The organism is Flavobacterium sp. B114r (genome assembly GCF_056824125.1).
Window position 1 is genome coordinate 2265809 of record NZ_CP124858.1, and the last position, 15907, is coordinate 2281715.

The 15907-nt window shown below is 32.4% G+C and carries 14 protein-coding genes and 1 tRNA gene; 7 read left to right on the forward strand and 8 right to left on the reverse strand.

Annotated features, from left to right (window positions below; genetic code table 11):
* Nucleotides 1-3: 3 nt before the first annotated feature.
* The gene (locus QLQ94_RS09885) at nt 4-537 is read left to right on the forward strand and encodes a hypothetical protein (protein ID WP_271334959.1); all 534 of its coding nucleotides are present in this window, start codon (nt 4-6) and stop codon (nt 535-537) included.
* 248 nt (nt 538-785) lie between these two features.
* Here the strand turns inward: QLQ94_RS09885 and QLQ94_RS09890 are convergent, their stop codons facing one another.
* The 5 genes from QLQ94_RS09890 to QLQ94_RS09910 form a co-directional block, all read right to left on the reverse strand.
* Nucleotides 786-1340: a porin family protein gene (locus QLQ94_RS09890; protein ID WP_271334958.1), complete on the reverse strand. Its 555-nt coding sequence runs from the start codon at nt 1338-1340 to the stop codon at nt 786-788.
* A 454-nt stretch (nt 1341-1794) separates the two neighbouring features.
* On the reverse strand, nt 1795-2334 hold the full coding sequence (locus QLQ94_RS09895) for a DUF3575 domain-containing protein (RefSeq protein WP_482499613.1): 540 nt from the start codon (nt 2332-2334) through the stop codon (nt 1795-1797).
* An 88-nt stretch (nt 2335-2422) separates the two neighbouring features.
* Nucleotides 2423-3559 (reverse strand): helix-turn-helix domain-containing protein, encoded by a 1137-nt coding sequence (locus QLQ94_RS09900; protein ID WP_482499615.1) that lies wholly within the window; start codon nt 3557-3559, stop codon nt 2423-2425.
* A gap of 317 nt (nt 3560-3876) precedes the next feature.
* The gene (locus tag QLQ94_RS09905) at nt 3877-4572 is read right to left on the reverse strand and encodes a pseudouridine synthase (RefSeq protein WP_271334955.1); all 696 of its coding nucleotides are present in this window, start codon (nt 4570-4572) and stop codon (nt 3877-3879) included.
* Between the two features lie 350 nt (nt 4573-4922).
* On the reverse strand, nt 4923-5330 hold the full coding sequence (locus tag QLQ94_RS09910) for a helix-turn-helix domain-containing protein (RefSeq protein WP_482499617.1): 408 nt from the start codon (nt 5328-5330) through the stop codon (nt 4923-4925).
* A gap of 551 nt (nt 5331-5881) precedes the next feature.
* Between QLQ94_RS09910 and QLQ94_RS09915 the strand changes: the two genes are divergently transcribed.
* The 3 genes from QLQ94_RS09915 (at nt 5882) to QLQ94_RS09925 (ending at nt 8812) form a co-directional block, all read left to right on the forward strand.
* Nucleotides 5882-6322, forward strand: a complete 441-nt coding sequence (locus tag QLQ94_RS09915) for a 2-dehydro-3-deoxyphosphooctonate aldolase (RefSeq protein WP_482499619.1) — start codon at nt 5882-5884, stop codon at nt 6320-6322.
* 148 nt (nt 6323-6470) lie between these two features.
* Nucleotides 6471-7829, forward strand: coding sequence for a tetratricopeptide repeat protein (locus tag QLQ94_RS09920; protein ID WP_482499621.1), 1359 nt, complete (start codon nt 6471-6473; stop codon nt 7827-7829).
* Between the two features lie 317 nt (nt 7830-8146).
* Nucleotides 8147-8812, forward strand: a complete 666-nt coding sequence (locus QLQ94_RS09925) for a hypothetical protein (RefSeq protein WP_482499623.1) — start codon at nt 8147-8149, stop codon at nt 8810-8812.
* 381 nt (nt 8813-9193) lie between these two features.
* On the opposite strand, the gene QLQ94_RS09930 is transcribed toward QLQ94_RS09925, so the two are convergent.
* Nucleotides 9194-9448 (reverse strand): GIY-YIG nuclease family protein, encoded by a 255-nt coding sequence (locus tag QLQ94_RS09930; protein ID WP_482499624.1) that lies wholly within the window; start codon nt 9446-9448, stop codon nt 9194-9196.
* Between the two features lie 58 nt (nt 9449-9506).
* A tRNA-Met gene (locus QLQ94_RS09935) sits at nt 9507-9579 on the reverse strand.
* A gap of 116 nt (nt 9580-9695) precedes the next feature.
* Between QLQ94_RS09935 and era the strand changes: the two genes are divergently transcribed.
* Nucleotides 9696-10577 (forward strand): GTPase Era, encoded by an 882-nt coding sequence (gene era / locus QLQ94_RS09940; RefSeq protein WP_041517423.1) that lies wholly within the window; start codon nt 9696-9698, stop codon nt 10575-10577.
* A 247-nt stretch (nt 10578-10824) separates the two neighbouring features.
* Here the strand turns inward: era and QLQ94_RS09945 are convergent, their stop codons facing one another.
* A complete protein-coding gene (locus tag QLQ94_RS09945; RefSeq protein ID WP_482499626.1) occupies nt 10825-11322 on the reverse strand; it encodes a hypothetical protein in 498 nt (165 codons plus the stop codon).
* A 243-nt stretch (nt 11323-11565) separates the two neighbouring features.
* Between QLQ94_RS09945 and der the strand changes: the two genes are divergently transcribed.
* Complete coding sequence (gene der / locus QLQ94_RS09950; RefSeq protein WP_271334947.1) at nt 11566-12876, forward strand: ribosome biogenesis GTPase Der; 1311 nt, start codon at nt 11566-11568, stop codon at nt 12874-12876.
* Nucleotides 12877-13031: 155 nt separating this feature from the next.
* Nucleotides 13032-15785 (forward strand): outer membrane beta-barrel protein, encoded by a 2754-nt coding sequence (locus tag QLQ94_RS09955; protein ID WP_482499627.1) that lies wholly within the window; start codon nt 13032-13034, stop codon nt 15783-15785.
* Nucleotides 15786-15907: the final 122 nt, after the last annotated feature.

Sequence of the window (15907 nt, forward strand, 5' to 3'; positions counted from 1 at the left end):
AAGATGGTGAAACAATCTAGTATAAGAAATCGAATAAATACATCTATAAGATTATTGTCTTTAGTTGGTGCGTTATTTGTGTGCGTAGTTGCCCAATCTCAAACGATTACGGTAGGAGGTACAGATTGGACTCCTGTTATCCCAACAATTACAGAAGCGGGATCTGATTATGTGGGAACTTATGAAAGCAGCTCTTCTCAAATTAATTTAAGTTTGGCAGTACCACTTCTTTTAGGCACAGGAAAGGTTTCAGTCAGATATGAACCCAATCCTACATGGAATAATTCTCTGAAAATTGATGTAAGAAAACTGAATAATGGATCAGGTTTATGCGTGCTTTGTAGCATGGTACCAGATCAATCAGCGCCATATCAGGAAGTTCTAACGAGTGATGCGGAGTTATTTAGAGTAACTGCTGTTTTATCATTAGCAACAGTAACTAATATTGGCTTAAACCTTCGAATACGCGGTGTGTCTGTTATAATTCCGGTTGCTAATTATAGTGCTCGTATTGTATTTACTATTGGTCCAACATAAAAAATGTCAAATAGCCAGGTTTTATATTGTTAGTCAGGTATCAGTGTTTATCAGTAATAAGGGGAATTATAAAAACGAAAAGCTCCAGATTTCTCTGAAGCTTTTGTTACATTGTTTACCTCTTTTAATTTTGATCCAATCTGTTTAAAAAATCTGTAATAGGTAAAACGAGTACAAATCACACCGGTAAAAAAGGCGGCTATATTCCTAGGCAGTCTTAGGGATAAAAGCCATACAATTATTAAGTTCTAGAAGAAGAAATAACCAACAGATACTTGAAATACTCCGTTTTTATTTTTAATGGAAGAATTATCCACATTATTAATATCAGTTAATCCCAGATTGTATCGTACCCCAAAATTAAGTCCGTTGTCAAGTTTATAGCCTAAGCCAAAATTAATACCAAAATCAAAAGTATTAAAAGCATCTTTTACATCTGTCTTCTCATTTTTAGCAGAAAGTAAAAAACCTATTTGCGGTCCGGCTTCCACACTCAATCCTTTTGTTACATAATATTTTCCCATTAAAGGAATGTTCAGATAATTTAAAGCAACGGTATTGTCATTGAAACTATATCCCTGACCGGAATACATTAATTCAGGTTGAAAAGAAAATTTATCTGAGATTGGAATTTCTGATACAACACCAAAATTAAATGATGTTACGACATCAAGACCTTTGGTATTATCTCCGCTGACATTTGCAAAGTTTAAACCTCCTTTAGCACCAAATTTAATTTTTTGGGCATTGACATTTGCGAATCCTAAAACTGTAAGAACAGCTAGTAATAAAAAATTTTTCATAAAATGTGATTTGAATTATTTGAATGCAAAATTCACATAAGAAAAACTAGAAAAGGTTTCAAAAGCTTAAAAATGGATAAATTGGCACTTATTTACTTATCTTTTTTTTCTCAAAGCCACAGATTAAAGTATTAAAAAAATTAGAAAAATCTGCCTGATCTCCTAAATCTGCCTGAAATAAAAAAAATTTACAATTTTAGGAGAGATTTATTTTGCAACAAATCATGGAAATCTCCTTAAGGTGATATTGGGCGTGAGTGTCCCGCTCGTAAACGCAAAGTTGTTTCAGGGGAGTCCAAAATAAAAAAGCTCTGGATTTCTCTAAAGCTTGTCTTAGTGGCCTACCGTTTGTAAACAAATATTATAAATCAATTTTGAACACGAATTTCACTAATTGACACTAATTCATTACGTGAAATTAATTTCGCAAACTAATATTTATTTTAGCAGTTTATTAAAATCTATATCCAGCGCTCAATCCAAATTTTGCAACAATAGTGTGGTCTGTTTTATTTGCATTAAATAATAGACCGCCATAACCAACATTTGCTTCAAAAAGAAATCCGCTTTTATTGATCCACTTCCAACCTCCGCCTGCACCGAGAGCAAAATCAATAACGTCGGGATTTTCGGTATATATTGAATGATCTTCTGAAGCGTATATTTTTTTGCCATCTATAGAAGTCAGCATTCCAAATCCTTCAACAAACCAGCCTGATGCATATTTTTTACCAAAATATCTTCTGTAATACGGGGATACGGAATAATTTAAATCTTCTTCATTCTTTGTATTGTCAAACACATAATAAAACGAAAGTCCTAATGACGAATTATGATTTAAATGCCTTTCGTAACCAACCTGAAAAGATTGCCATAAAGGAGCAATTGCATTTAATTTAATTTCATTATTTTTCTGATAAGGATCAGTTTCATTTTGAGCATTAGCAGAATAAAAGGCAAACAAAATGATAAGTAGTAAAAATTTTTTTTTCATAAAAAGTGATTTGAATTATTTGAATCTAAAATTCGCAGAAGAAAAACTAGAAAGGGTTTCAAAAGCTTAAGAATGTATAAAACGGTACTTATTTTCTGGTGTTTTTATATTCATTGGGTGTTTGACCGGTAACTTTTTTAAAAGCTTTATAAAAAGTCGTTTTAGACGTAAACCCGGATTCTAATCCCATCGCCAACAAATTATAGTTTTCGTATTCAGAATTTGAAATCATTTCCTTGACAGCTTCTACCCGATAATTATTTATGTAATTGGCAAAATTGTCACCTGTTATCGTGTTTATAATTTGTGAAACATATCCCGCACTTATACCTAATTTTTCGGCAACCTTTTCTCTGTTTAAAGTACTGTCAGTATAAATGTGCTGATCTTTGCAAAGAAGTTCCAGTTTTTGAAAATAAAGATTATCTGCCGTGATAGATTCCCTGTATTCTTCGGGTCTGCTATTTTCTACAATTTGCAGATTGCTATACGAAATAGCGAAGTCATTATTTAGAAAGTTGTAGACAGCACTTTGGTCTTTGGCCAGCTTGTATTTGTAAATGCCTATATAAGCTGTCCAGTGAATTATGAATGTTGCAGATAAAGCCAGGACGCTCATGGTATAAGAAATGTCAAATTGAAGAAATAAGCCGGCGAGACAGGTAATGAGAAAAGCGAATACCAATGAAGAAACAATTGTTAGTAAGGTAATGATCCATTTTTTTTCCTGTGAATCCTTTAAATGTCTCATTATAAAATAAGAGTAAGATAACAGGAATGGGATGAATGTAACGGCTAAAATAAGGTGTATCAGACCAAGTATGTTGATTACAGCTATGCCTGACTCAGGAATAGTATAAAGTCCTGCAACACGATCAAGATCTTGTATAATATTAAGAACAGCGGAATAGGCAAATGGAATAAAATACCAATAAAATTTTTGTTTGTTTTTAACAGTATCATCAATCCGGTTTATAATAAACAAGAATATGAAAACAGGGATTAGAAATACCCACTCGACATTCTCAATAAAACGCAGAAAAGGATAGGAAGTAAATACATCTTCAACCTCAAAAACATGATTTAGTAAAATAATGGAAAGTGTAAATAGTAAATACGCCAGATATTTATTTGAATTACTATTGAATAAGGAAGACCTTAAAATAATTAAGCCCAAGACTATTCCCTGAAAAATCGCAATATTTAAAAGTGTGGTATAAATCAATTTTTTAATATAAAAGTTGTTCCTGAGATTTGTTTTGGGATATCAAGGTAATCAGTCATTTTTTAAAACATAACTTATTTCATACGAATTGACAAGACGAATTTATATCAATACCGATGACTTTCTTAAGGGATTAAGAAATGATTAACTAAAAGACCCACTGACTCTGCAACCGCAATCTGAATCAGACTTTGTTTTATAAATGGATATAAACGAAAAAAGCTCCAGATTTCTCTGAAGCTTTGTATCAATAGCGCGAAGCATTGAAATAGCTGTAGTATTTTAGCATGCACATCTTAAATTTCAAAATTGTTATTCTATTTATACTTACTTAAATCCAGATTAAGAATAGTACCAACCCTGCTGAACTCTTCGTTAATCCTGGCATTCAGGATGAGTTGTTCATTTTTTATAGGATGATTAAAAATTAACTGATGTGCGTGAAGCATCATTCCTTTCAGGTCATAATTCTCCAACCATAATTTATTTTGTTTGTTGCAACCATGTGGCCGACTTCCTAAAATAGGATGAAAAATATGTTTAAAATGTTTTCGTAATTGATGCATACGTCCCGTTTCAGGAATCGCCTCTACCAAACAATATCGTGACGTGGGCTTGTTGTTAAATTCTAACTCAACTTCGGCATTTTGCAAACGATGAAAGTATGTTATTGCATTTTGTGTAACGTTATCATCATTAGTTAAATCATAGTCAATCGTTTGTTCTTCGGGCGACCAGCCCCGTAAAATTGCTAAATATTTTTTTTCGACTTCGCGTGTGGCAAAACGATCATTCATAATTTTCAAAACTTCTTTATCCAACGCAAATAACAAGACACCAGATGTTTTGCGGTCTAACCGATGAACGGGATAAACGTGTTGCCCTATTTGATTTCTCAATTCCTGAATAGCATACACTTTTGCATCGCGCGCATAAAATGATTTGTGAACCAATAATCCGCTTGGTTTATTAATTGCTATAATATATTCGTCCTGGTAAAGAATTTCTAACATTTGGCAAAAGTAAACGAGATTTCGATTAAAATTACTTTTAGGACTTATTTGTTTTTATACTTTCTCTACAGCTAGTGTGAGCGCAATGTCATTGAGTTAAGCTTTTTTAAAGACATATTATGGCTAAAAAAATTCGGCAAAGTCGCAGAGTCGCAATCCATTTGGCAAAAGCATTATAGATTTTTTCTTAACTTAATGACATTGAGTGTTTTCGTTCTGCTCGTGAACGCAAAGAGATATTGGTAAAACGAAAAAAGCCCCGGATTTCTCCGAAGCTTTATTTTGATATTTTTATAAATGGGTATTTCTTAACTTGATATTTCTAGCTATGAATAAGAATTATTCCGAAATTATTTATTGATTAATTTTTCAAGTCTTGCCATCATTTCATCTTTTTCTTTCAGCATACGCTCGTATAAAACAATCTTTTCTTCGTGAAGTTTTAAAACCTCTTTTACAGGGTTAAATGTGGGATGAATGTTAATTGCGGAAGCTCCATCTTTAAAATCTGAAAAAGTATTAGAAATGATATTTATTGCTTGCTCCTCATCAAAATTCTGAAAAGCTTCCACAGGAATTTTTAATGAGTTTGAGATTTGATTAAGTATATCATCTTCAATTACATCTTTTTGCTCCAGCATAGAAATTTTCTTCTGGTTCCAGTCATTTCCCAGATCAAAAGCCAATGCTTCTTGTTTGATGCCAAGCATTTCTCTAAAACGTTTTACGTTTCTTCCCTGATGTATTTTCTGTTCCATATTGATTATCAATTTTTCTAAAGGCTCAAAGATAAAGCCATTTGGCTTAAAAATTTTGAATTTCAAAGATAAAAAAATATCTTCTGAATATCAGTTTTTTCAGATGTTATGTCTGTTTGGTTTTACTGTGGCATTAATGCTCTTTCTTGTGACACAAGTGAATCGATAAAGGATTGAAACAATAGTGAGGAAAAAAGCTTTCGCATATTTTATGTAAAAAAAACATTACATTTGACCGATTAGTAAATTAACTACTCTTCACCTTTTTATCAAGATCACAGGTTAATATTCTAAAAAAATTACTCAAATTGATTTTTCAACTTTAAACCTAATATGTTCTCAAATAATGAATTAGCTTTTAATTCATCTTATTTTTTATTGGATTTTGAAGTTGGAAATAAAAAAATTTCAAGGTGTACAATAGAAAAGCAAGTTGGAGATAATGCAACTCAAACATTTGATTTTTAAAATAACGAAAGGGCGGTATAAATAATCAATAAAAAAGCCGCTGTAGCATAAGAACTTTAGCCAACATTGTAAAAAAAACACTAATGAAAATATACCTTTCCTTGATTTTATTATTATTTCTTTCCTGTAATAATAAACAAAAACAACTAGAAAAAGCACTTTTAGAAAAAGAAGGACCAATTGAACTGGACTATTTTCACATAACTGTCCAAAGTTCTGATAAGAGTTATGGCTTTACTGAATCAAATCCAATTAAGGTTGGAGGTAGATCCGAAAATATGGGGCCAAAAAATGAACGAAGATTTTTAAGTGCATTGAAAGGCCCAAAAGGCGAAAAAGTTAGATTTTATAGAGAAGGAAGCTGTTGCCTTTTTGAAACTCCGAATTTAGAAAAAGGATTTAAAGGCTCGCTCGATATTTATAAAATATATTGGGAAGATGTGACAGATACTCTCAAGATCTACATAAATATGTACGATAAAGACAGTTTAATGATTCCCTCAGGTTTGACTTCAAAAAACTAACTTCACTACACATTGGCTAACAGTAAATTTTATAAAGGATATTAACTTTTTATAAATTATTCTAAAACAAAAAAAGTCTCAGATTCTCTCAAGTTTTTTATCAAGCTGTAGTAATCCGTTAGTTGCAAATTTTATACAACCCATACAAATGAAAAAAATATTATTCATAATTTCAATTATATTTAGCATTACATTACAAGGACAAACGGATATTAAATACCATGAAATTGATTCTTTAATCGAGAGTAATTCAATGATAAACTCGATGAACGCAATTAAAAAGCTTAAAGAAGATTTTGCAAAAGATTCAATTAGTTCAAATTATTGGCTCAGATATTCAAAAGCTTCATTTGTTTTTTTTAGATACGAAGATGCTTCATCCGGTATTGATAAAGCGATTAAATTAAGCCCAAACGATTCAGAGTTGTATTTTGAAAAAGGTATGCTTAACAATAAAATCGATAAACTTGAAATAGCGTTGCAAGCATTTGAAAAGGCTACAGACATTAAAAAAAAGGGGGAATATTTTTACTGGAAAGGTATTGTAAACCAACGGTTGAGAAGATTGCAGAGTGCTGAAAATGATTATCAAACAGCTATTGAATATAAATTTGAAAGCTCACAATTGTTTAACAATTTTGCAATTCTTTTGTCAGAAAGCGGAAAGAATGAAAAAGCGTTGGTAATGATTAATAAAGCAATTAATCTAGATAATAAATATCCAGAAGCGTATTCTGTAAGAGCTAAAATTAACTTCGCATTATTAAATTTTGATTTGGCTTGTAAAGATGGAAAAAATGCAATAAAATTAGGGCATCGAAATCCCTTTCAAGTCCCCGATTCAATTTGTAGTGGTACTTTAAATCAAAAACTACAATATGCCTCGGATGTATTTGTTGTAAATAAATTATATAAACAAGGCATTATTGGCTACACAATGTTGATAAACAATAAGGCTGCAAAATCAGATAATTTTTTAAATCGAGGTTACTGCTATTTTCAAATTAAAGAGTATGTAAATGCCGAAAAGGATTATCTTAAGGCCTTATCTCTTCCGGAAGCAGCAATCGATCAAATTTATGATAATTTAAGTTTGTTATATTTTGATATGAATAATTTTGAAAAATCAATACAATACTCAACAAAACGTATTGAACTAAATCCAAAAAACCACGTTCCGTATATTGACAGAGGACTTTGCTATAGGAAATTAAAAAATTATGAAAATGCTGAAAAAGATTTTAATAAGTCTTTAGAATTGAAACCTGATTTTTTTAGAGCATTTGGTTACCGTTCATTTTTATTTTTGGAACTAGGTCAATATCAAAAATCATTAGAGGATGCTAGTAAATCAATTAAAATAAATCCCCAATATGGTTATGGTTACATTGTTCTGGCTCAAGCAAAACAACAAATTGGGATATCCGATTTCTGTGAAGATTATTACAACGCAAAAAAATATGGTGAACCTGATGCTGAAAAAGGAATAAAAGAATATTGTAAATAAAAAATCTGCAACTAACAGCTACAGCAGATTTGGGCAATTGACTTAATGGAAAGTTAGTTTTGTATTTGGGATGATCGCTTTAACGGTAGTTGAACCAAATTCCTTGAAAACACAGGCTTTTAATTTTTTACATTGTAGCGGGGACACGAACCTACGTCCGCCGTGATCGATATAAGCCCGCTCAATATAATTTAAAAATAAAAAAGCGGCAGTCTAGATTGGAGTTTTTTTGTGCATATAATATAATGCATAAGAAATATCTCTATGAAAAATGTATTATATTTGTAGAAAAAATAATACAAATAAGCATGATCAGATTGAAAACAATAGTCGCATTTTTACTTATAATTTTTATTTATTCTTTTAATCAAAAAGCTAAAAGTGCCGACATAGAAAAGCTAAAGACACCAACTAAGGTTGTAATAAAGAATATCAGAAAAACTGAATCAAAACCTTTCAAGAAAGACATTCAAAATATATCCCAAAACATTGAAAGTTTTGTACCAAAAAATTACACGATTTTAGATAGCACTTCCGGAGATCTAAATTTAGATAATTATAAGGATATGATTTTGGTTTTGAGTAAAAAAGGTGAAGAACAAACTTCTGATGTAGTAGATCATCCGGAAAAAAGACCACTTTTAATTTTAATTGGTCAGCCAAATAATAAATACAAACTAGTTTCAAGAAATGACAATACCGTTTATTGTTTTGATTGTGGCGGAATAATGGGCGATCCTTATACTGGAATTACTATAAAAAATGGCTATTTTTCAGTTGAACATTATGGAGGAAGCAATTGGAGATGGACTAGAATTATAACTTATAAATATTCAAAAAAAGACAATAATTGGTTTTTGTACAAAGATGGCAGTGAAAGTTTTCATGTTTCAGATCCTGAAAAGGTTACAAAAACTACTTTGACTACAAAAAATTTCGGAAAAGTACCTTTTAAAAATTTTGATATCTATAAGGATAAATAATTTTTATCGTCAGTATATCATTAGTTTAAAATGATAGTACTCGAGAATTATATGGCATTACTGAGATTCTTGGTTTGCAGTACATTGTCAATTCATCTGCTATTTTATTCATTAATTTTATTTCCCCAATCTCCGAAGAATTCTTATGAAACGCTGTGCGAATGTCTCCTGACTTCGCACCCGCAATCTAAAGCAATTAAACAAGAGCTGCTTTCTGTGAATTTCTTGCGTTATTATCTTTGCGTTCCTTCGGCTTCGCTCAGGATGACAGACGAAAAAATTAATGTATAAAAAAAGCTCCAGATTTCTCTGAAGCTTTGTCTTAGTAGCGGGAACAGGACTCGAACCTTTGTCCGCGGCAGCGGATAAGAACCTGCCGAGCTATAATTTTTGAATTAGTTGTTTGATAAATTCTCTTCCAATTCCAGTTTTTAAATATTTTTCTCTTTTCAAAGCTTCAGATTTAGAATAAAAAAATTCAACATGAATAATAATCCAAGGTCTAAATTTTAAAGTATATCCTTTTGTTTCCAGGAGATTGTGAGATTTAAATCTTTCAATTAAATTAGAAGTATAACCAGTATAGTTTTTATTGAATTTTTCAGAATAAAGAATGTAAACAACGAATTCTTCCATAAATACAAAGTGTTATAAATGAAAAAACACCAACTTTTTCAAGTGGTGTTTTCTTTAGTAGCGGGAACAGGACTCGAACCTGTGACCTTCGGGTTATGAGCCCGACGAGCTGCCTACTGCTCTATCCCGCGTTGTTTCGGGTGCAAAGATACGCCGTTTTTTGAGAAATCCAACGAAAACTTTAAAAAATGTTTTATTTTCTGTATTGAGTTGATATGACTACCTTTGCAAATTAAATAATACACAAATGTCACATAAAGCAGGTTTTGTAAACATCATCGGGAATCCAAACGTTGGAAAATCAACATTGATGAACGCCTTTGTTGGAGAAAGATTATCAATCATTACATCAAAAGCACAAACAACTCGTCACCGTATTCTAGGGATCGTGAATGGCGAAGATTTTCAACTTATATTATCGGATACTCCCGGAATCATCAAACCCGCTTATGAAATGCAGGAATCGATGATGAACTTTGTAAAATCAGCTTTTGAGGATGCTGATATTCTGGTTTATATGGTCGAAATAGGAGAGCAGGATCTAAAAGACGAAGCTTTCTTTAATAAAATCATTCATGCTAAAATTCCGGTTTTGTTGTTGTTGAATAAAATCGACAATTCAAATCAGGAACAATTAGAAGAGCAAGTAGCATTCTGGACAGCAAAAGTACCAAATGCTGAAATTTTCCCAATCTCGGCTTTACAGAATTTTAATGTACCGGAAGTTTTTGGGAGAATAATTGAGTTGTTACCAGAATCACCGGCATATTATCCAAAAGATCAATTAACAGACAAACCGGAACGTTTTTTCGTAAACGAAACAATTCGTGAGAAAATCTTGTTGAATTACAGCAAAGAGATTCCATATGCAGTTGAAATCGTAACAGAAGAATTTTTTGAAGATGAAAATATAATCAGAATCCGTTCGATCATTATGGTAGAACGCGAAACTCAAAAAGGAATCATTATTGGACATAAAGGTGCAGCTCTTAAAAAAGTAGGTACTGAAGCTCGTGCTGATTTAGAGAAATTCTTCGGAAAACAAATTCATATTGAACTGGTTGTAAAAGTGAACAAAAACTGGAGAAGTAACGCCAATATGTTGAAACGTTTTGGTTATAATCAATAAGAGATCAAATAGTTTTTAGATCTGAAAGTTATTAAGAAATCATTCTGTTTTTTTTAGCCCGGATCGAAATAAAAACCCCGCAGTATAAAAATATTATTGTTCTTGTATTTGCAAAGCGACCAACGGAAGCTTTGCAAATGCATTAGAACAATTTTTTTTGCGAGGAGTTGAAATGCAGAGCTGGAATAGCTCCTCAAAAAAATATAATTCTTGTAATTCATAAAAATCGTTAAGTTTCTTTATCTGTTTAAGATCCTAGGATTTCTAAAAATACTTTTTCGATTTCATTCATTTGTTTTTCGCCATTTTTCCGAATTTGCTTAGCGATAAAATAAAGCAAAATCCAGGCAATCACCATCAAGGATAGTATAATAAGATCAGTTTGCACTGGTGTTTTTAGGACGTAATGAGTATAGGCGATTCCGCAAAAAATGATAAATGTTCCTGCGATCATAAAGTGCAGAAACATAAAAAATGTCCATAAATTAGGATCAGGTCCAAATAAACCACGAATGTGACTTTGATTTTCGCCTCTTGATTCCATTTCGAGATGCAAATGTGGCGACCAATATTCCTTTTTAGAGCCTTTTATATCGATCCAAATATGATACCCTTTTATTTTTAGGATGAAATCAGGCGAGTTTTTGGTGGTAAAATAGTTGAATTTCTGAAGCAGGGAATCTATGTTTTGATCGACCTCTTTGTAAAAACGAAGACGTAGACGGATATCGTTATTGGTGTCCATAAAGTAGATAATGAAGTGATTAGCTGTATAAGTTAAAGCTAATATATCAAAAAAGTGATTCTTTTTTGATTTTTAGGTGGTAATTTTCAGACATTTTCACTGAATGCTTAAAACAGTGAACTACAAAGTAAAAAAAGACTACCTTTGCAAAAAATTAAAATAAAGCATTTTGGATTTGTAAGAGATAGGATTCTAGGAAACTAGAATTTAAATTCTGAAATCTAAAATCTAAAATTTACAAAAATGAATAACATTGTTGCGATAGTAGGAAGACCTAATGTAGGGAAATCAACCCTTTTTAATAGGCTGATACAAAGAAGAGAAGCTATTGTAGATTCAGTTTCTGGAGTTACCAGAGATAGAAACTACGGTAAAAGCGAGTGGAACGGAAAAGAGTTTTCTGTCATTGATACCGGTGGATACGTTCGCGGGTCTGATGACGTTTTTGAAGGCGAAATCCGTAAACAAGTAGAATTAGCGATCGACGAAGCTGATGTTATTATTTTTGTAGTTGATGTTGAGGAAGGTATTACACCAATGGATGACGTTGTTGCCCGTTTGTTGCGTAAAGTGACTAAGCCGGTTTTATTAGCGGTAAACAAGGTAGATAATGCCATGCGTGAGAAAGATGCAATTGAATTTTATAACCTTGGTTTAGGGGAGTATTACACGTTTGCAAGTATTTCAGGAAGCGGAACTGGAGATTTATTAGATGCTCTGATTGACTCATTTCCTGTAAAACCAGAACCAGTTCAGGAAGAAGTTGTTTTACCTCGTTTTGCTGTTGTAGGACGTCCTAATGCAGGAAAATCAAGTTTTATCAATGCATTAATTGGTAAGGAACGTTTTATGGTAACAGATATTGCAGGAACAACACGTGATGCAATTGATACAAAATTTGACCGTTTTGGTTTTGAATTTAACCTGGTAGATACTGCGGGAATCCGTCGTAAAGCTAAGGTAAAAGAAGATTTAGAGTTTTACTCAGTAATGCGTTCTGTTCGTGCGATTGAGCATGCAGATATTTGTATCTTGATTATCGATGCTACCCGTGGATTTGAAGGCCAGGATCAGAGTATTTTCTGGTTGGCAGAGAAAAACCGTAAAGGTGTTGTAATCTTAGTAAACAAATGGGATTTGGTCGAAAAAGATACCATGTCTACACGTGATTACGAAGCAAAAATTAGAGAAGAATTAATGCCTTTTACAGATGTGCCAATTTTGTTCGTTTCGGCTTTAACGAAACAACGTTTATTGAAAGCATTAGAAGCTACGGTTCAGGTTTTTGAAAATAGAAAGCAAAGAATCCCAACTTCTAAATTCAATGAATTTATGTTGAAGGTGATCGAAGCTTATCCGCCGCCTGCAACAAAAGGTAAATATGTAAAAATTAAATATTGCATGCAGTTACCAACTTTAACGCCTCAATTTGTGTTTTTTGCAAACATGCCACAATATGTTAAAGAACCGTACAAAAGATATCTCGAAAATAAGATTAGAGAAAACTGGGACTTTTCAGGAGTACCAATCGATATTTATATCAGAGAAAAATAAAATAAATAAGTCCTCACAACGGGGACTTTTTTTACGCCTTGTTTTTTCAAATTGATGATATTCATACTAAATGGCATACTATTTGAATAAATGTTAAAAACACAATTAAACCTTTTGGCTCTTTTTGAGTCTTACTGTTTCTAACTAACCAATTTATGACCAAAATTTATTATTTCCTGATTTTTTCTCTTTTTTGTTATTCGGCAAGTGCGCAGAACGATATTGTTCTTAAAGGAACTGTTGTTGATATCAATACACAATTGCCACTCGAGTTAGCGACTGTTTATTTTACAACAGTAAAAGATTCTACAGTAATCGAATATGCTACAACTGATAAAAACGGATCTTTTAATATTAAGACAAAAAAATATGATAAGCCTATTTTTCTAAAGGTGAATTATATGGGATATCAACCTTATTTTGAAGAAGAGAAGGGACTTTTGGAGAGTAAAGACTTTGGTAAATTGTATTTACTTGAGGCTGCAAATGCTTTAGATAATGTGGTTATAAAAAGCGAAGCACCGCCAATTACAATCAAAAAAGATACGCTCGAGTTTAATGCGGGTTCTTATAAAGTCAGGCCTGACTCGAATGTGGAGACTTTGCTAAAGCAATTACCGGGATTTGATGTAGGTACTGATGGAAAAATTACTGTAAACGGGCGTGAAGTTAATCAGGTGTTAGTAAACGGAAAGACATTTTTTGATAAAGATGGTGCCATTGCTTTGAAAAACCTACCGGCAGAAATCATCAAAAAAATTCAGGTTTCTGATTTTAAAACAAAGAAAGAAGAACTCTCCAAACAAGAATCGACTTCGGATTTTTCGAGTATTAATATAACAATTGACGAAAAGAAAAACAAAGGTTACTTTGGTAAAATTCTGGGCGGATATGGTTCTGATGATCGTTATGAAAGCAGTCTTCTTTTGAACTTCTTTAATAATAAGCAAAAAATTAGCGTTCTCGCTTCTTCAAATAATATTAATTCTACCGGTTTTGCGATGGATGAGGTGTTTGATAATATGGGAGGCGGGAGAAACAGCAAAGGCAGTAGCGGAAGCTCAGGAAGTGGTAAAGGAATCACGCAATCGAACCTTATAGGGCTGAATTATTCTGATGACTGGTCTAAAAGTTTAGCAGCGATGGGAAGTTATAATTTTTCGAACTCAGTTAATAATAACGAAAGTAAATCGGATCAGGTTAGTTTTTTACCAAGTGGCAATATTGCTACTTCGGCTGATTCTAAAACAAGAAACGAAAGTACCGGAAACAACGTAAATTTTGAATTAGAGTATAAAATAAATCCAACAACCCGATTGGTGATCGTACCAAAAGTCAATCAATCCCGCACGAATGGTAATTCAACATCCTCCAGTTCTTCTGAAGATGAAAACGGAGATGCTTTGAATGAAAGTAATGCAAAAAATTATTCAGAAAGTACCAATACAACCTTTGGGAACACGATTAATTTCAATAAAGCGTTTAAGAAAAAGTCGCGTAATTTTAGTGTTGTATTTGATAATAATAATGCCAAGACAGATGCTGAGGCACTCAATCTTTCTCAAACTATTTTTTATCAGGACGGCAAACCAAATGACGATAGAAATCAGCAAAGTAAAAACATAAGTAATTCAGATGTTTATTCTCTTGAATTTGAATATACGGAACCCGTTACTGATTCATTAAGAATAAGGTTTGGTTCTGATTTTGACTGGAAAAGCGAAATGAAAGATATGAAAACATACGATTTTGATGCTGCATCACAATCGTATAGTAATCTAAACGAATCTTTGACAAATTATACTACATCAAAGCAAAATTCATTCAGTCCCAAAGTTGGTATTACCTGGCAGAAGAGTAAATTTACTGTCAACCTGAATTCCAGAACAGCAATCGTAGCCTTCGATAATCACTCTTTATACCTTAACAATGCGACCGATCTGAATAAAAAATATGCTTTGCCATATGGTGATTTTCAGATTAGGTATAAGTTTAGCCGTTCAAAGAATCTGTCATTCAAATATGATTATTCGAATGCACTTCCGTCAGCAGTTCAGTTAATGCCGGTTTTAAATTTAACCAATCCATTAAATACAATTACGGGAAATCCGGATTTGAATCCTATCGAAAAAAATAGTGCGAATTTTAGTTTTAGAAATTATGATTTCCGTACACGTTCAGGTTATAGCCTTTACATAAAAGGAGATTATTACAACAACGACGTGGTTTCGACTTCAATCTATGACGATAGCGGAAAAAGAACGACTACTTACGTAAATATATCCGGTACTTATATTACTTCGATTGGAGGAAACTGGAATCAATCGATCAAATGGGATGCTCATGTTTTAAGATATGGTTTTGGATTAAATGGTAGTTATTCATTTGATAAAGGTTTTACAAATGCTGTTTTATACAATGCAAAATCAACCGCCATTACACCAAAAGTAAATATGACGTATGAGTATGGAGATTTACTTATTATTTCGCCATCGTATAGTTTATCATACAATCAAACCGATTATGAAAATTCTTCAAGAGATGCCAGCTCGAATGTTGTACACAGAATCAATCTGCAAACCACAAGTTATTGGCCGGCAAATTTAATCTTCGGGAATGATTTTGGATATACTTATAATTCTAATATTTCGAGCAACTTCAAGAAAGATTTTTACTTGTGGAATACAAGTTTGTCTTATGGTTTTTTTGATAAAAAAATCTATGCAAAAGTAAAAGTTTACGATGTTTTGAATCAGAATTTAAGTGCAACAAGAACAATTTCGGCAACCTCGATTCGTGATGAAGAAAATACGGTCTTGAAACGTTATGTAATGTTTTCTGTAAGTTATAAAATTGGAAATTTTGCAGGTGCTGAAAAAGGAGGGAAGAAAAGGCAGAGAATGGAGTAGTTTTTTTTAAGGTTCAAAGAGGGAGAGGTTCGGGCAACAAAGGTTTTAAAATAGCTCTAGCCAATTTTGATAATCAAAAAATCTAAAATCTACAATCTAAAATAAAAAACGAGGTAAGTTTT